16 protein-coding genes are annotated in these 15,969 nt (G+C 57.5%); 3 read left to right on the top strand and 13 right to left on the bottom strand.

Translation table 11 applies throughout. The features are described 5' to 3' along the window. Positions 1-2: 2 nt before the first annotated feature. The 6 genes from ACR0NF_RS13250 to ACR0NF_RS13275 form a co-directional block, all read right to left on the bottom strand. On the bottom strand, positions 3-1,133 hold the full coding sequence (locus ACR0NF_RS13250) for a murein hydrolase activator EnvC family protein (protein WP_480472840.1): 1,131 nt from the start codon (positions 1,131-1,133) through the stop codon (positions 3-5). Then, positions 1,130-2,647, bottom strand: a complete 1,518-nt coding sequence (gpmI, locus tag ACR0NF_RS13255) for a 2,3-bisphosphoglycerate-independent phosphoglycerate mutase (RefSeq protein WP_480778398.1) — start codon at positions 2,645-2,647, stop codon at positions 1,130-1,132. Before gpmI ends, ACR0NF_RS13250 begins: the two co-directional genes overlap by 4 nt. Positions 2,648-2,731: 84 nt before the next feature. After that, complete coding sequence (locus tag ACR0NF_RS13260; protein ID WP_480668025.1) at positions 2,732-4,402, bottom strand: sulfatase-like hydrolase/transferase; 1,671 nt, start codon at positions 4,400-4,402, stop codon at positions 2,732-2,734. Positions 4,403-4,417: 15 nt separating this feature from the next. Continuing rightward, positions 4,418-4,648 carry a (Na+)-NQR maturation NqrM gene (nqrM, locus tag ACR0NF_RS13265; RefSeq protein WP_170692282.1) on the bottom strand — a complete coding sequence of 77 codons (231 nt, stop codon included), beginning with the start codon at positions 4,646-4,648 and terminating at the stop codon, positions 4,418-4,420. 15 nt (positions 4,649-4,663) lie between these two features. After that, positions 4,664-5,689: an FAD:protein FMN transferase gene (locus tag ACR0NF_RS13270; protein ID WP_480778399.1), complete on the bottom strand. Its 1,026-nt coding sequence runs from the start codon at positions 5,687-5,689 to the stop codon at positions 4,664-4,666. Between the two features lie 67 nt (positions 5,690-5,756). Continuing rightward, a complete protein-coding gene (locus ACR0NF_RS13275) occupies positions 5,757-5,942 on the bottom strand; it encodes a hypothetical protein (RefSeq protein ID WP_480471951.1) in 186 nt (61 codons plus the stop codon). 123 nt (positions 5,943-6,065) lie between these two features. On the opposite strand from ACR0NF_RS13275, the gene ACR0NF_RS13280 reads away from it, so the two are divergent. Continuing rightward, positions 6,066-6,590, top strand: a complete 525-nt coding sequence (locus ACR0NF_RS13280) for a CBS domain-containing protein (protein ID WP_480472849.1) — start codon at positions 6,066-6,068, stop codon at positions 6,588-6,590. Between the two features lie 4 nt (positions 6,591-6,594). Here ACR0NF_RS13280 and ACR0NF_RS13285 read toward each other — a convergent pair whose 3' ends face one another. Next, positions 6,595-7,374, bottom strand: coding sequence for a metallophosphoesterase family protein (locus ACR0NF_RS13285; protein WP_480778400.1), 780 nt, complete (start codon positions 7,372-7,374; stop codon positions 6,595-6,597). A 151-nt stretch (positions 7,375-7,525) separates the two neighbouring features. On the opposite strand from ACR0NF_RS13285, the gene ACR0NF_RS13290 reads away from it, so the two are divergent. Together ACR0NF_RS13290 and tviB are read left to right on the top strand one after the other, a co-directional pair. Further along, positions 7,526-8,539: a GDP-mannose 4,6-dehydratase gene (locus ACR0NF_RS13290; protein WP_480778401.1), complete on the top strand. Its 1,014-nt coding sequence runs from the start codon at positions 7,526-7,528 to the stop codon at positions 8,537-8,539. 14 nt (positions 8,540-8,553) lie between these two features. Further along, positions 8,554-9,837, top strand: a complete 1,284-nt coding sequence (tviB, locus tag ACR0NF_RS13295) for a Vi polysaccharide biosynthesis UDP-N-acetylglucosamine C-6 dehydrogenase TviB (protein WP_480778419.1) — start codon at positions 8,554-8,556, stop codon at positions 9,835-9,837. Positions 9,838-9,894: 57 nt separating this feature from the next. Here tviB and nqrF read toward each other — a convergent pair whose 3' ends face one another. Genes nqrF through ACR0NF_RS13325 form a run of 6 tightly spaced genes read right to left on the bottom strand, consistent with a single transcriptional unit; the run spans position 9,895 to position 15,755 of the window. Then, positions 9,895-11,118, bottom strand: coding sequence for an NADH:ubiquinone reductase (Na(+)-transporting) subunit F (nqrF, locus tag ACR0NF_RS13300; protein WP_170393981.1), 1,224 nt, complete (start codon positions 11,116-11,118; stop codon positions 9,895-9,897). A gap of 10 nt (positions 11,119-11,128) precedes the next feature. Further along, entirely contained in the window at positions 11,129-11,737 is a 609-nt protein-coding gene (gene nqrE / locus ACR0NF_RS13305; protein WP_050603817.1) for an NADH:ubiquinone reductase (Na(+)-transporting) subunit E, read from the bottom strand. Then, positions 11,737-12,390 (bottom strand): NADH:ubiquinone reductase (Na(+)-transporting) subunit D, encoded by a 654-nt coding sequence (locus ACR0NF_RS13310; protein ID WP_152460184.1) that lies wholly within the window; start codon positions 12,388-12,390, stop codon positions 11,737-11,739. The genes nqrE and ACR0NF_RS13310 overlap by 1 nt, the downstream gene beginning before the upstream one ends. Then, on the bottom strand, positions 12,390-13,205 hold the full coding sequence (locus ACR0NF_RS13315; protein ID WP_480778402.1) for a Na(+)-translocating NADH-quinone reductase subunit C: 816 nt from the start codon (positions 13,203-13,205) through the stop codon (positions 12,390-12,392). The genes ACR0NF_RS13310 and ACR0NF_RS13315 overlap by 1 nt, the downstream gene beginning before the upstream one ends. Continuing rightward, positions 13,198-14,406 (bottom strand): NADH:ubiquinone reductase (Na(+)-transporting) subunit B, encoded by a 1,209-nt coding sequence (locus ACR0NF_RS13320; RefSeq protein ID WP_480472857.1) that lies wholly within the window; start codon positions 14,404-14,406, stop codon positions 13,198-13,200. Before ACR0NF_RS13320 ends, ACR0NF_RS13315 begins: the two co-directional genes overlap by 8 nt. 5 nt (positions 14,407-14,411) lie before the next feature. Continuing rightward, positions 14,412-15,755 (bottom strand): Na(+)-translocating NADH-quinone reductase subunit A, encoded by a 1,344-nt coding sequence (locus ACR0NF_RS13325; RefSeq protein WP_480472859.1) that lies wholly within the window; start codon positions 15,753-15,755, stop codon positions 14,412-14,414. Positions 15,756-15,969: the final 214 nt, after the last annotated feature.

Consider the following 15,969-nt stretch of genomic DNA (forward strand, 5'->3'; position numbering starts at 1 on the left):
GTCTATCCATCCTTGTCCGTCCGGAACCAATTGTCCGGATCCACGGGGCTGTTGTCTTGTCTTACCTCTATATAGAGCGTTTCTGACCGGTCAGTTCCAGTGCCATCACTGCTTGTTGACATAATAGCGCCGATTCCCGGTGTTTCACCGGGCATCAGACCGACCGGAGTACCCTCGGGGATCACCTGTCCGGGCTGACCATAGACCTCTTGCAGGCCAGAGAACACAAAAAGCAGATCAGGCTGAGGCTCCAGGATCACCAGATTCCCCAAATCCAGCAGAGGGCCACGATAGCGGATCGTCGCAGCCGTCGGTGACACAACCAGTGCGCGCGGGCGCGTGCCCAGCACCAACCCCGGACGCGTGACCCCTGCGGCATCCGTCTCACCCGCTCTATGCAGGATCACACCTTGCGTCGGCAGCGCGATCTGGCCTTTGAGATCAGCGATATCGGCAGTGGTCACCGCAATTTCGCCCGCTGAAATCTCGGACAGGCCGCTGGCAAACCCATCCAGTGTTTCTGTCGATGAAATCAGAATGGCCGTGCGCACCGGATCTTCGACAAAACGGCGCGGCAGGTCGGTGCGGTCTGCAATCGCTTGACTCAGCTTCGTTCGAGCATCCTGCACGCCTGACAGGCCCTCGGTCAGCGTATCCGCAGCGCTTTGCTGAAGCTGCCGTAGCGTCTGAACCTCTTGCAGATCAGCCGCCAACGCCCGGGCCTGTGCGTTCAGGCCCGGTGTGACCTCGGACAGCATCATTCCGGTTCGTGCTGCCCCCAAGGGCCCTGACGGGTGCAGCATCAGCACTGGTGGAGCGGTCGTTTCAATGGTTTGCAGCACGCCCAGCAATCGCGCCACATCTTGTTCGCGCGCCTGCAGTTCTGCGGTCAATTGGGCTTCACGCAGCGTCGCTCGGCGCAAACCGTCGCGCATCGCCGTCAACCCAACCTCATAGGCCTGGATCGTTTCGGTCAGCGCACGCACGCGGTCACGGGCCGAGTCAGCCTCCGACAGAGCAATCGAGGCCTGCTCCAGCATTTGCGCAGCCTCCAACGCGGCCTCAGACGGGCTGTCTTGAGCCATCGCAGGCCACGGCCAGAGCAATGTCAGGCTGAGCCAGAATACCCTCATGTCAGCAGGCTTTGCCCGGTCATCTCAGCAGGCACCGGTAGTTCCATGAGCTGCAGTAGCGTCGGCGCGAGATCGGCCAGCCGTCCATCGCGCAAACCTGCGCCCTCAGGACCACCGACCAAAACGACAGGCACCGGGTTTAGCGTATGCGCGGTGTGCGGGCCACCTGTTTGCGGATCGACCATCATTTCGCAATTGCCATGGTCCGCAGTCACGATCATCGCGCCACCGACCTGTTTCAAGGCGGCAACCACTTGCCCCAAACCCTGATCAACGGCTTCGCAGGCATCAATCGCCGCTTGCAGGTCGCCCGTGTGGCCGACCATATCAGGGTTCGCGTAATTGGTGACAATCAGATCATACCCGGTATGTATTGCTCCGACGAATTTCTCGGTCACTTCGACCGAGGACATCTCGGGCTGCATGTCATAAGTCGCCACCTTGGGCGACTTGGGCATAAAGCGGTCCTCGCCCCCTTCAGCCTGTTCCTTACCGCCGTTCAGGAAAAAGGTGACATGAGGGTATTTCTCGGTCTCGGCCAACCGGAACTGGCGCAAGCCCTGTTTTGCGACCCATTCGCCCAGAGTATTCACGATATCGCGCTTGGGAAAAACAGTGGTCATGTAGTCATTGTGGCCATCGGAATACTCGACCATGCCAAGCAGCGCCGACAGTTCTGGGCGCGGGCCGGTGTCGAAATCGGCAAAGCCGGGCTCACCGATGGCGCGCAGAATTTCGCGGGCGCGGTCGGCGCGGAAGTTCAGGCAGAAGAAGCCGTCACCATCTTTCAGCCCCGCATAGCCCTCAAGCACCGTGGGCGTGATGAACTCGTCCGTTTCCGATTGGTTATAGGCATGATCCACGGCAAAATGGGCGGTGTTTTCCACCCTGCCCTGCGCTTTGATGATGGCGTTGTACGCCTCGGACACCCGCTCCCAACGATTGTCTCGATCCATGGCAAAGTAGCGGCCGCAGACGGTGACGATCTTTGCTCCTTCGGGCAAACGGTCTTCAAGCTCCGAGATATAGGTAAAGGCTGATTTCGGAGCCACATCGCGCCCGTCCGTAATGGCATGCAATACGACCGGGATGCCCGCATCGGTGATGGCCTTGGCGGCGGCCACGATGTGATCCAGATGCCCGTGTACTCCACCATCCGAAACCAAACCCATCAGATGGGCTGCCCCACCTGCAGTTTTCACCTTAGCGATGAAGTCCTGCAGCGCGTGATTGTCAAAGAACGAGCCGTCTTCGATGGCCAGATCAATCTGTCCCAGATCCATCGCGACCACGCGCCCTGCCCCGATATTGGTGTGACCAACCTCGGAGTTACCCATCTGACCGCTGGGCAAACCCACATCCGGCCCATGCGTAATCAGCTGCGCACGAGGACCTTCCGCCATAAGGGCATCAAAGTTCGGGGTATTGGCCAGATAGGGTGCGTTGGCTTTGGTGTCTTCAGACAGGCCCCAACCATCAAGGATACACAGGACAACGGGTTTGGGGGCGGTCATGAAAGCTCTCCGGGTGCAGTGTTGCCACCTTCTACCCCCTGCCCGCGCAAGGTTGAACCGTCTTTCGGCGCTGCAAGGGCAGAATTAATCTGCCTTGTAATCCCCAAATGGCCGTGCCTTACGGTTGCGGTATTTCACGGTCAGCTCAAGCGGCATATCGTTTTCGTCGTAGATACCAATCACTACGCCTGTTCCACGGCTCGATCCGCGCATGTTCAACAGCTGCTCCTCGGACCGGGTTGTGCGCTGAGACGGACGGCGGGCCCAGGCAAATAGATAGTCATACATCTCGGCGATAATGTCTGCGTGCTCATCGCTTTCGCCCAGATCGGTCAGTTCATCTGGATCAGTCTCCAGATCGAACAAAAGCGGGCGATAGCCACCCTCACAATGGACCAGCTTCCATTTCTCGTTTGCGACCATGAACATGACCGCATCCCGCACCGAAGCATTCAGCATCTGGGCAATGGGCGAAGCAGAATAGTCGTATTCGCAGATAACGACATCGCGCGGGGTGTTGTCGGATTGCCCATGTAGAATCGGCAGCAACGAATGCCCTTCGAGGATGTGTCCGGCGGGTTCTCCGCCTGCAACCTCCAGAAAGGTGGGGGCCAGATCGATGGATTCGACCAGCGCGTCGCAGGTGGTGCCGCGTGTCGCGTCAGCTTCGGGTGATGGATCATAGATGATCAGCGGCATTTTGGTTGAGGCATCGTGGAAGAAGGTCTTCTCCCCCATCCAGTGATCGCCCAGAAAATCCCCATGGTCCGAGGTCAGCACGATCATGGTGTCCTGCATCCGCCCGGTCTGCTCCATCCAGTCGAATAGCCGCCCCATCTGATCATCGGCCTGTTTGATCAGGCCCATATAGGCCGGGATCACAGCCTCGCGCACATCCTGACGTGAGAATGTCTGGCCAATTTTCGTGTCCATGAACGCCTTGAGCACTGGATGCGCATTCTGCCGCTCAGCCTCGGACCGAACCACCGGCAGTACGTGCTCGGGGCCGTACATCGAGGCATAGGGTTCCGGCACGATGTAAGGCCAATGCGGCTTGATATAGCTGAGGTGACAGCACCACGGCCCTTCATGGCCGTCCATAAACTCAATTCCACGAGAGGTCAGATAGGGCGTTTCGCTGTCTTCCTCGGCGATATTGGCCGCCTCGGATGAGTTTTTCAGAAACCAACCCGACAGCACATTGCCATCTGCATCCAGACCCGAATTGGCAAAATCGTGCCAGGGATTGTCACTGTCGTAACCTTTGTCCTTCAGATATTCGTTGTACTTCTTAGCCCCACCGGGATCATAGAAACCATCGGGTCCCTCGGGGCGCATCCCATCATCGCGTTCAAATACATCAAACCCGCATTCGGCTACGCGCGCACCGATCAGGCTGTCGGGCTCAAGCCCCAAACGGGCCATGCCCTCGGCATCTGCGCGCATATGGGTCTTGCCGACCAACCAGCAACCCATCCCCGCCTTGCGCAAATGATCGCCCATGGTCATCTCACCGACTTTCAGCGGAATACCATTCCACGACGCACCGTGCGAATGCACATAGCGGCCGGTATAAGTCGACATACGGGAACTGCCGCAAATCGGAGACTGGATGTATGCGCGGTCAAAACGCACGCCCATCGCAGCGAGCCGGTCAATATTCGGGGTATGGAGATGTGGATGTCCGTAGCAGCTGAGGTAGTCCCAGCGCAATTGGTCGAACATAATGAAGAGGATGTTCCTGGCTTTGCTCATGCCAAGAGGGGTATCCTAGCCTTCCATCTGTTGCAGCATCTTTTTCGCACGCTTGCACTGCAACTGGTCGCGCAGAGGGCTGTCGGGATCGACATCCTTTTGGCAGACCACACATTTATCGGCACCAGAGATCGCGTTCAGGCCACCGCAGCTGCCCTTGATGGTCTTGCCCATCAGCATCACACCCAGCGCCATACCAACCATGACGATCAGCAACAGGAAAAAGGCCAGAATAAAGGTGCTCATAACGGTTCCTACCGGTCAGTTGGTCCCCAGCGCATCCTTGAACGCGCTGCTTTGTACGGTGATATAGGCTTCTTCCCCGCTTGTCACATCCCGCGAGATGAAGAACACGGCAAGTTTATGCTTTTCGGCCAGTTCCATGCCCTTTTCCTGCCCCAAGGCCAGCATCGCCGTCGCCCATGCATCCGCCATCATCGCGCTGTCTGCCAGAACCGTAACCGAAGTGGTGCGATGCGTGATCGGGCGCCCGGTCGTCGGGTCGATGATGTGGGAATAGCGAACGCCATCCTGTTCGAAGAAATTCTTGTAATCGCCCGAGGTCGCCATGCCGAGATTATCCAGAGATACGATCAACTGAATGGCCTGAGCACTGGCCTCCGGCTTTTCGATACCGATCCGCCAGGTCTCACCCTTGTCATTCTCGCCCATGGCCACAAGATCGCCTCCGATCTCGACCATGTAATTCTCGATCCCCGCTTCGCGAATCCGGGCGGCAACCGCATCAATCCCGTAGCCCTTGGCGATGGCAGACAAGTTAATCCCTACACCCGGTTCAGACTTGGCCAGCGTCCCCGACGCCCGATCCAGAGTCAGCAGGCGCGCCTGACCAACCTGATCCAGAGCGGCGTTGATTTCAGCATCTGCAGGTACCGGATCCTCGGGCTTGCGCGGACCAAAACCCCAGAGTTCGATCAACGGGCCGAGGGTGACGTCAAACGTGCCTTCGGATTTGGCATGAACCTCGTTGGCGGCCTCCACGACCAGCGCGAATTCATCAGAAACCGGCATAGGATCCGTGCTGGCTGAGGCGGAAAAGGTCGAAACCTCGGAGTTTGGGTCCCAATTGGACATTTGCGCATTGACCTGCGCCAGCGTCTCTTGCACCGCCTCGCCAAGCGCCGCTTCGTCCAGATCGTCACCGATTGCGGTGATGTTGAACGTCGTTCCCATCGTCTCACCCGACAGCGAAACTACATCAGGTTCGGTATCGAACAGGCAGCCGGTCACAAAAAGCAGCGAAGCCAGAGCAATCAGATGGCGCATCGGGCGATCTCCTGGGAAAATCCGTGCCCGGCGTATGCCAGTGGCCATGCGCAGAGTCAAACCGGCTTCATATCTTGAGCGGCAGAAAGGCCAGCATAAAAAGCCCGATTGCCGCCGGGACGCCGAACACCCACGCACGCCTCTGCCAGCCGGGGAGTTGCTGCTTCCAGGCCATGCGAAAATTGTGTCCGCAGACAACTACAAAAAAGAAGATCAACGCGGCTATGGGCGGGGTCAGGTACAGTTCGCTCACGTGATCGAATTTCCTTGTAAAGTGGCCGGGTTACGCCGGTCTGCAAATTTGCACCCTATACAGCGGCTGCCCCTTCGTTAAGGTGGACAGAACAGAGATATCCCAAGACAGAGGAGACCGCCCATGGCCCCAAGCTCTTACCAGCCCCCTACACGTGGCGACAAGGCCGCGTCGACAACCCGCAGTCAGTCGGTTGAAACCAACCTGTCACAGACCCATTCGACGGTTGCGAAACTGCTGGAAGGCAAAGGGGATGCAGTATTTGCGGTGCGCCCGAACGACACGATACATTCGGTTGTCGATATCCTGCGCGACAAACATATCGGTGCCGTGGTTGTAACGGACCAGAACGGCGCACTGCAGGGCATTTTGTCTGAACGTGACATCGTACGCCGTATGGCCGAGACACCGGGTCAGACATTGCCGCAATCGGTGTCTGATCTGATGACGACCGAGGTCAAAACCTGCGCCCCCGAAGATCTTCTGAACGATGTGCTGAAAACCATGACCGAAGGACGGTTCCGCCACATGCCGGTGCTAACCGATGGCAACCTGCGCGGCGTTATTACCATCGGAGACGTGGTGCATTTCCGCCTGAAAGAGCTGGAGTACGAAGCGCTCAAGATGAAGCAGATGATCGTCGGCTAAAGGCTCAGGCCAAGCTACATACGATCCCTGAGCGGTTGGTCGAAATGAACCGGATGGTCCCATCCGAGATTTCGGCCGCCGTAAGCTGGTTTGTCGCAAACGCGCCCGTATCAATTGAAACGACCCTGCCCCGCACGCATGGCTCATCAATGATTGTGTGCCCGTGAATGACCCACTGTCTGTCCCTGCGCGCCTTCGCGGGGAAATTCGGATGGCCCCACAGGCAGGTCCGAGGCATCTGCGCCTCGACCGGTTTTGTTGGGTCCATTGCCGCGTGAACCGCGGTAGTATTGCCGGAGGTCCAGTGCAGCGGGCGTTCCCGCAGCCACTCCAACAAGGGCTCACCCATCGCGTGTCTCAACTTCTCGGCCTTAGTTTCCGGCCCCAGATCCAGCGTGCTGGTCAGACCGAACGAGGCCAGCGTCTGCGTTCCTCCGTTATGCATCCAAACGCGTTCAAACTTGGCCGGGTTGTCGAGAAAGCTCAGCAACATCTCTTCGTGATTGCCCTTCAGGCAGATCGCCCTGCCGTGGCGGCTGGTGCTGAGATGACGCAAATGGCGCAAGACCTGGGCGCTGTAATCGCCCCGATCAACATAGTCGCCCAAAAAAACCACCGGAACGGCATCGTCCAGCGCGGCCAGAAGTCTCTGCAAAAGATCAAGCCTGCCATGGATATCGCCAACCGCATAAAACCGGCCCTCAGGGGCCAGTGTCGACAGGTCAGTCCCCTGCGTCTGCACCGATTCCGGGCGCAGAAGAATTTTGATCCATCTCGGCAGCATCGGCCAGATGCCTAACTCGGTAAGCCGGTTGCAGCAATCGCCAAATCCTGATCCCAATGCCTCTGCCCATCAGAAACCTGAAATATCCGCTTGACGATCCGACGAGGAAAGTATCCCTGAGAGGCAGGTTCCGAACAACGGTGTACGATACATGAAACGGGTTTTGATCACGGGTACGGCAGGTTTTATCGGTTATTATCTGGCCAAACTGCTGCTGTCCGAAGGGTTTCGCGTACATGGCTATGACGGAATGACGGATTATTACGATGTCAGCCTCAAGCATCGCCGGCATCAGATGTTGCTGCAAAACCCGAATTTCACCGCAACCGAAGCCCTGCTGGAAGATCACGAAAAGCTGATGCAAATCGCTGATGAGTTCCAGCCCGAGATCATCGTACATCTCGCAGCGCAAGCAGGCGTGCGCTACAGCCTGGAAAACCCACGCAGCTACATCGACTCGAACGTTGTGGGTACGTTCAACGTGATGGAGGTCGCCCGACTGCATAAGGTCGACCACCTGCTGATGGCCTCGACCTCTTCGGTTTATGGGGCAAATGAGGAGATGCCGTTCACCGAGGTTGAAAAAGCCGATCATCAGCTGACGATCTACGCCGCCACCAAGAAGGCAAACGAGGCGATGGCGCATTCCTATGCGCACCTTTGGGACCTTCCGACGACCATGTTCAGATTCTTCACGGTCTACGGGCCTTGGGGACGCCCCGATCTTGCGCTTTTCAAATTCGTGGATGCGATCCTCGATGGTCGTCCGATCGACATCTATAATCATGGGGATATGTATCGCGATTTCACCAATGTCGAAGACCTCGTGCGTGGTATCCGGCTACTGATCGACGTGCCCCCCGTGCGCCCCTCGGACCGCGATGAGATCGAAGAAGGAGACAGCCTGTCCCCCGTCGCACCGCATCGTGTGGTGAATATCGGGAACGGCGATAAAGTGCGTCTGATGGATTTCATCGAAGCCATCGAAGACGCGATTGGCCAGAAAGCCATCCGGAATTACATGCCCATGCAAATGGGCGATGTGCCGGCGACTTGGGCTGATAGCGCATTGCTGCAACGCCTGACCGGCTATCGTCCGCAGACCGACTTCAAGGACGGCGTTGCGCAATTCGTCAAGTGGTTCCGAGAATATTACGGGAGATGATCTGAGTGACCGGCATGTTTGAAACCGACCCGAATGCCCGCAAGATTGCTGTGATCGGCCTCGGCTATGTCGGCCTGCCGCTGGCAGTGGCTTTCGGCAGGATCGGGCCAGTGCTGGGGTTCGACATCAATGCCGAGCGGATTGCCGCGCTTCGTGCCGGAGAAGATACGACGCTTGAAGTTGAACCTGCTGAGCTGAGCGCGGCAGATGGATTGACCTTCACCACCGACGCGGCGGATCTAGCCACATGTGATACCTTCATCGTGACGGTCCCCACGCCGATTACTGCGGGCAAACAGCCTGATCTTGCCCCTTTGCTCAGCGCATCTGAAACGGTTGGCGCAGTGCTAAAGCCCGGCGATCTAGTGATTTACGAATCCACCGTTTACCCCGGCGCCACCGAAGATGATTGCGTGCCGGTGCTGGAACAGGTCTCGGGCCTGACATTCAATCGCGATTTCTTTGCGGGGTACAGTCCAGAACGGATTAACCCCGGTGACAAAACTCATCGGATCGCCGATATCTGCAAAGTCACCTCTGGCTCCACACCCGAGGTCGCGGATCTGGTCGATACCCTTTACGCGCGGATCATCACCGCCGGGACCCACAAAGCCGAGAGCATTCGCGTCGCCGAGGCCGCAAAGGTCATCGAGAACACGCAGCGTGATCTGAACATCGCGCTGGTGAACGAATTGGCGATGATCTTTGGTCGTCTGGGGATCGACACCGACGCCGTGCTGCGCGCGGCGGGCACCAAATGGAATTTCCTGCCCTTCCGACCCGGACTGGTCGGCGGGCATTGCATCGGCGTCGACCCCTATTACCTGACCCACAAGGCCGAAGCCGTTGGTCATCACCCTCAAATCATACTGGCAGGGCGGCGCCTGAACGATGGCATGGGCAGTTATGTCGTATCACAACTCGTCAAACGGATGACCCGCGAAGGGATCAATGTCAGCGCGGCGCGCGTGTTGGTGTTGGGGCTAACCTTCAAGGAAAACTGCCCCGATCTGCGCAACACGCGAGTGATCGATATCGTGACTGAATTGCAGGACTACGGCGTTGCGGTGGATGTGCATGATCCGCATGCCGACCCTCAATCCGCGTTCGATGAATACGGTATATCGCTGATCGATAAGGCCCATTCCGGAACGTATGACGGTGTCGTGGTGGCCGTTGCGCATCGCGAATACCTGGCGCTCGATCCAAGTGAAATTCGAGGATATGGTAAAGACCAAAGCGTTTTATTCGACGTCAAATCCTGCTTGCCGATAGAGGCAAGTGATCTGCGTTTGTAATCCTTCACCGTAGCCGAGAAGAAAAAACCGGCGCCCTGAAGCGCCGGTTTTTTGGTATCACCCGCCGAAATCGTCGAGCATGATATCTTCGCGGTCCACGCCCAAATCCAGCAGCATGTTGATGACCGACTGGTTCATGATTGGCGGGCCACACATGTAGTATTCGCAATCTTCCGGCGCGGGGTGGTTCTTCAGATATTCTTCGAACAGAACGTTGTGAATAAAGCCAGTGTAGCCTTTCCAGTCATCCTCGGGCTGCGCGTCCGACAAGGCAACGTGCCACTCGAAATTGTCGAATTCTTTGGCCAGAGTGTCGAAATCTTCGACAAAGAACATCTCTTTTTTCGAGCGCGCACCATACCAGAAGCTGATCTTGCGGTTGCGGTTCTCGAGACGTTTGAGCTGGTCAAAGATATGGCTGCGCATCGGGGCCATACCGGCACCACCACCGATGAAGACCATCTCTTTCTCGGTCTCGCGCGCGAAGAACTCGCCAAACGGGCCCGAGATTGTGACCTTGTCGCCCGGTTTCAGGTTGAAGATATACGACGACATCTGACCCGGCGGGATACCTTCAGACCCCGGAGGGGGCGAAGCCACGCGGACGTTCAGCATGATCATGCCCTTCTCGTCCGGGTAGTTGGCCATCGAATAGGCGCGCTCAATCGGTTCGGCGACGACGGATTTGTACTGCCACAGATTGAAGCGATCCCAGTCTTCCCGATACTCTTCTTCAACATCGAAATCGGTATAGGCCAACTGGTGCGCAGGCGCTTCGATCTGGATATAACCACCGGCGCGGAAGTTCACATCTTCGCCTTCAGGCAGATCCAGCGTCAGAGCCTTGATGAATGTTGCTACGTTCTCATTCGAGCGAACGGTGCATTCCCATTTCTTGACGCCGAAGACCTCTTCGGGAACTTCGATGTCCATATCCTGCTTGACCGCTACCTGACAGGATAGCCGGTCACCACAAGACGCCTCGCGCTTGGTGATGTGGCTTTCCTCGGTCGGCAGGATCGATCCGCCGCCGGAATGCACGCGCACGCGACATTGTGCACATGTACCGCCACCGCCGCAGGCGGAGGGCACGAACAGTTTCTCTGCTGCCAACGTTTGCAGCAGCTTACCACCGGCAGGAACCGAGATGGTCTTCTCACCATTGATGGTGATGTTCACGTTCCCGGTCGAGACCAACTTGGACCGCGCCGCCATGATGATGGCGACCAGACCTAGAACGATAACGGTGAAAAGGGCTACACCTAAGCCAAAGGTTTCCATTCCGCCCTCCTTACAGTTTCACGCCCGAGAAGGACATGAAGGCCATAGCCATCAGTCCCGCGGTAATGAAAGTGATGCCGAGCCCCTGCAGACCGTCGGGGATGTCAGAGTACTTCAGCTTTTCGCGCACGCCCGCCATCGCAGTGATCGCCAGCGCCCAGCCAAAGCCCGAAGACAGACCGTAGGTCGCCGCCTCAGCAAAGTTGTAGTCCCGCTCGACCATGAACAGAGAACCACCCAGGATGGCGCAATTCACCGTGATCAGCGGCAGGAAGATACCCAGCGCGTTGTAGAGCGGCGGGAAGTACTTATCGAGCACCATCTCAAGGATCTGAACCATCGCCGCGATCACGCCGATATAAGAGATCAGGCCAAGGAAGGTCAGGTCCACATCGGGGAACCCGGCCCAAGCTAGGGCCCCCGGTTTCAGCAAGTAATTCAGCAGCAGGTTGTTGGCAGGCACAGTGATGGCCTGCACCACCATGACCGAGATGCCCAGACCCAGCGCGGTCGAGATTTTCTTCGACACAGCGATGAAGGTACACATCCCAAGGAAGAAGCTGAGAGCGAGGTTTTCGACAAAGATGGCCTTTACGGCCAGTGAAATCAGACCTTCCATCAGTGGGCCTCTACCTGCTGGATTTTGTATTCACGCTCTTCCACCTGGTTCGGCTTCCATGTGCGGAAGGCCCAGATGATCAGACCGATGATGAAGAACGCCGACGGGGGCAGCAGCAGCATGCCGTTGGGCACGTACCAGCCACCATTGTTGACGGTCTCCAGAATGGTGACACCGAACAGCGACCCGGCCCCGAACAGCTCACGAATGAAGCCGACCAGCAGCAGGATCAGGCCATAGCCCATTCCGTTGCCCATACCGTCGATGAAAGACGCGACCGGGGGGTTCTTCATCGCAAAGGCCTCGGCGCGGCCCATCACGATGCAGTTGGTGATGATCAGGCCGACGAAGACCGACAGTGTTTTGGAAATTTCAAATGCATAGGCCTTGAGGATCTGGTCTACTAGGATCACCAAAGACGCGATGATCACCATCTGCACGATGATCCGGATCGAACCCGGGATCTGATTGCGCAGGCATGAGATGAAGAAGGACGAGAACGAGGTCACGAAGATCACCGCCAGCGCCATCACCATCGATACCTGCAGTGACGAGGTCACCGCCAGCGCCGAACAGATGCCCAGCACCTGCAGCGTGATCGGGTTGTTGTCGACAAGCGGGTCGACCAGCATCTCTTTCTTGGTCTGAGACATCAGAGCTCTCCTGCTTGCAGTTTGGCCAGGAACGGAGCATAGCCCGCGTCGCCCATCCAGAATTTCACCAGGTTATCGACACCGACCGAGGTCAGCGTGGCACCTGCCAGCGCGTCGACATAGAAATCGGGGCCTGCAGCAGGTTGCGACTTGGCAACGGTAATCTGCAGATCACCTGCATCGTCACGCAGCTTCTTGCCGTTCCACAGCGCTTTCCAGCGTGGGTTGTCCACTTCGGCACCCAGACCGGGTGTCTCGCCGTGCTGATAGAACTGAAGGCCGAAGATATCGTTGCCGTTGTTTTCCAGCGCGATGAAGCCATAGAGCGTAGACCACAGGCCATAACCGTGAAGCGGCAGGATTACCTTGTCCAGTGCGCCTGCATCATCACGCAGCAGATAGATCACGCGGTAATTAGACTTGCGTCCGATCCCAGCCGGGTCGTCATCCAGAGCGACGCTCAGTTCTGGATCGCTGGCAGCGGCGATATCATCGAAGGTGGTCGGGTCGAACTGATCGTCTACGAAATCACCGGTAGACAGTTCCAGTACATGCGGTTCAAAGGCGGCGAATGCCTCGGTCACGTCAATGCCCGGTTCGTAGATGCCGGCGACCTGCAGAACGTTGACCTGTTTATCCTTCAGTCGGTTGACTTCCTGCACCGGGCGCAGGCTGACCGCAGCGGCGGACACGACCATCGAGGCAACAAGGCAGACGGCTACGGCAATAAAGATCGTCTTGCCAACCGAGTCCGGCGAAGCCGCTAGAAATTTGGCGATCGCGCCTTTGGGTTCGTTGGATTGCGTATCAGACATGGCGACGCGCCCTCCGTTTGATGTTGGCCTGGACGACGAAATAGTCGATCAGCGGCGCAAAAACGTTTCCGAACAAGATTGCCAGCATCATACCCTCGGGGAAAGCCGGATTGATGACGCGGATCATCACAACCATGATACCGATCAGCGCGCCATAGATGTAGCGGCCCATGTTGGTGTGGCTGGCCGAGACGGGCTCGGTTACCATGAACGCCAAGCCGAAGGCATAGCCCCCAAGAACGATGTGCCAGTACCAGGGCATCGCGAACATCGGGTTGGTGTCCGATCCGATCAGGTTCAGCAGCAGCGTGAAGCCGATCGTACCTGCCAGACAGCCCACGATCAGGCGATAATTGGCAATCTTGGTCGTCAGCAGGAAGGCCAGACCGATCATACAAGCCAGCGTCGATGTCTCACCAAAGCTGCCCTGGATTTGCCCGAAGAAGGCGTTGGCCCAGGTGATCCCATCAGCCGCCAGCGCCTGAACGCCCTCAGCCGCAGTAATGCCCAACGCGGTCGCGCCGGAGAAGCCATCAACCGGGGTCCAGACCGAATCTCCCGACATTTGTGCGGGATAGGCGAAGTACAGGAACGCACGCCCCACCAGAGCTGGGTTCAGGAAGTTTTTACCTGTGCCGCCAAACACTTCCTTGCCGATCACGACACCGAATATGATCCCCAATGCAACCTGCCACAAAGGCGCGGTCGCAGGCATAATCAGTGTGTAAAGCATTGAAGTAACAAGGAAACCTTCGTTCACCTCATGGCCCCTTACGGTGGCGAAGATGACCTCGAAGATACCGCCTGCCACCAACGTGGTGATGTAAATCGGTAAGAAATACATCAATCCATGCATCACATTGGCGAATATGCTGTCAGGGTTCAGCGAGATCCCGAACATCTGCAGGATCGCAATCCGCCAGCCGGTCGCTGAATCTGGTCCCAACGCGGCAATGGCTGAATTCGCCTGATAGCCGGTGTTGTACATCCCCCAAAGGATACAAGGGATCGTAGCGATCACGACATAGGTCATGATCCGCTTCATATCTACGTAAGAGCGCGCATGCGGCGCGACAGTCGTGACGGTTTTCGGAGTGTAGATAAAGCTCTCCACCATCTCATAGATGGGGAAATACTTCTCGTACTTGCCGCCTTTGGTAAAGTTCGGCTCAATCCGATCGAAGAAGCTGCGCAAACCCATGTGGATCAGCCCTCCTTTTCAATCTTGGTGAGGCAGTCGCGCAGCGCCAGCCCGTATTCATATTTTGCCGGGCAGGCAAAGCCCACAAGGCCCAGATCTTCTTCGTCCAACTCCAACGCACCCAGTGCCTGCGCGGTATCGGTATCCATCACCAAGAGCGCGCGCAGCAATTGTGTGGGCAGATAATCCTGCGGCATCAGCTCTTCGAACACGCCCGTCGGCACCATGGCGCGGCGGCCACCGTTCAGGTTCGAGGTGAACGCATAGAGCTTCTTGGCAAAGGCCGAGCCCAAAACAGGCTGTACCGAGTATTTGGACGGCATCGGACGAATCCAACCCATCGGGATTTGATCATGGTCTTCACGAATAATGCTGATCTGTCGCGCGAAACGGCCGAGATAGGCTGTCGGCCCTTCAGCATGCCGCCCGGACAAGATCGAACCCGAGATAATCCTCGCGGTACCGTCGACAGATACTTCGTCTCGGGTCAGGTCATCGGTCGATGCGCCCATCACGGTGCGGATCAGGCGCGGTTGACGTGCCCCCGGCCCTGCCAGCGCAATCACGATATTCTGGTCCAGATGACCGGTCTGCATCAGGCGACCAATCGCGATCACGTCCTGATAGCCAACGGTCCAAACCTGCTTGTCCCCGGCCAGTGGCTCGAGGAAATGAATGTGCGTTCCCACCAGACCCGAGGGGTGCGGCCCGGAAAACGCAGCAGCTTCAACGCCCGGTAAATCTGCTCCGGGAACCGATGCTCCCTCTTGCTGGCACAGATAAGTCGTGCCTTCAGTCAGCTTTGAGACGGCTGCGAGACCTTCTGCAAACGCTTCACCGGCATCTGAAATGATCAATGCCGCATCGCCTGCCAGCGGATCACTATCCATCGCGGTCACGAAAATCGCAGCGGGCTTGGTGCCCGGCTCAGGCATCTTCGAATAGGGGCGTGTGCGGAAAGACGTCCACAGCCCGGCGGCGCACAGCTTGGCCGCGACACCTTCGGCGGTCTCGGAGTCTCCGATGCCCGAGAAATCCACGCCACCATCATTGGCATCAGAGACCTCGATCACGACACTCTGCAATATTCGGCGCGCCCCGCGATTGATCGCCACGACCTTGCCGGTCAGCGGCGCAACCATCATCGCATCAGGCGCATCCTTATGACAGAATAGCGGAGTGCCACGTTGGACCGCATCGCCCTCTTGCACCAGCATTTTGGGCTTGAGACCGATATAGTCTCCTCCCAGAACCGCGACCGACGAGAACTCGGGCCCCGGCTGGATTTTCTGTTCGGGCGCGCCCTCAACCGGCAGGTTTAGCCCTTTTTTGAGTTTGAAAGTCTGCATGTCGCTCTGTTCTTCCAAGCCTTCTTCCCTGCGCCCCGAAATCCGGGCTGTTGCTTTGGTATGTCCGCACCCGGCAATGGGGCGCGATGCGTTGACACGCATCCAAGACACCGGTCGCGCGCGCAGGCGCAACTTCAATCCACGCTCCTTTACGCAAGCGTGGCTCGAAACGCAAACCTGTTACCGCTGAAACTGGCATGCAGGCACCACTTTC

Source organism: Ruegeria sp. CF4 (assembly GCF_056537345.1).

Excerpts from the sequence above, each read along its gene's own strand:
- ACR0NF_RS13250 (WP_480472840.1), bottom strand. The coding sequence starts at position 1,133 with ATGAGGGTATTCTGGCTCAGCCTGACATTGCTCTGGCCGTGGCCTGCG.
- gpmI (WP_480778398.1), bottom strand. The coding sequence starts at position 2,647 with ATGACCGCCCCCAAACCCGTTGTCCTGTGTATCCTTGATGGTTGGGGC.
- ACR0NF_RS13260 (WP_480668025.1), bottom strand. The coding sequence starts at position 4,402 with ATGAGCAAAGCCAGGAACATCCTCTTCATTATGTTCGACCAATTGCGC.
- nqrM (WP_170692282.1), bottom strand. The coding sequence starts at position 4,648 with ATGAGCACCTTTATTCTGGCCTTTTTCCTGTTGCTGATCGTCATGGTT.
- ACR0NF_RS13270 (WP_480778399.1), bottom strand. The coding sequence starts at position 5,689 with ATGCGCCATCTGATTGCTCTGGCTTCGCTGCTTTTTGTGACCGGCTGC.
- ACR0NF_RS13280 (WP_480472849.1), top strand. The coding sequence starts at position 6,066 with ATGGCCCCAAGCTCTTACCAGCCCCCTACACGTGGCGACAAGGCCGCG.
- ACR0NF_RS13285 (WP_480778400.1), bottom strand. The coding sequence starts at position 7,374 with ATGCTGCCGAGATGGATCAAAATTCTTCTGCGCCCGGAATCGGTGCAG.
- ACR0NF_RS13290 (WP_480778401.1), top strand. The coding sequence starts at position 7,526 with ATGAAACGGGTTTTGATCACGGGTACGGCAGGTTTTATCGGTTATTAT.
- tviB (WP_480778419.1), top strand. The coding sequence starts at position 8,554 with ATGTTTGAAACCGACCCGAATGCCCGCAAGATTGCTGTGATCGGCCTC.
- nqrF (WP_170393981.1), bottom strand. The coding sequence starts at position 11,118 with ATGGAAACCTTTGGCTTAGGTGTAGCCCTTTTCACCGTTATCGTTCTA.
- nqrE (WP_050603817.1), bottom strand. The coding sequence starts at position 11,737 with ATGGAAGGTCTGATTTCACTGGCCGTAAAGGCCATCTTTGTCGAAAAC.
- ACR0NF_RS13310 (WP_152460184.1), bottom strand. The coding sequence starts at position 12,390 with ATGTCTCAGACCAAGAAAGAGATGCTGGTCGACCCGCTTGTCGACAAC.
- ACR0NF_RS13315 (WP_480778402.1), bottom strand. The coding sequence starts at position 13,205 with ATGTCTGATACGCAATCCAACGAACCCAAAGGCGCGATCGCCAAATTT.
- ACR0NF_RS13320 (WP_480472857.1), bottom strand. The coding sequence starts at position 14,406 with ATGGGTTTGCGCAGCTTCTTCGATCGGATTGAGCCGAACTTTACCAAA.
- ACR0NF_RS13325 (WP_480472859.1), bottom strand. The coding sequence starts at position 15,755 with ATGCAGACTTTCAAACTCAAAAAAGGGCTAAACCTGCCGGTTGAGGGC.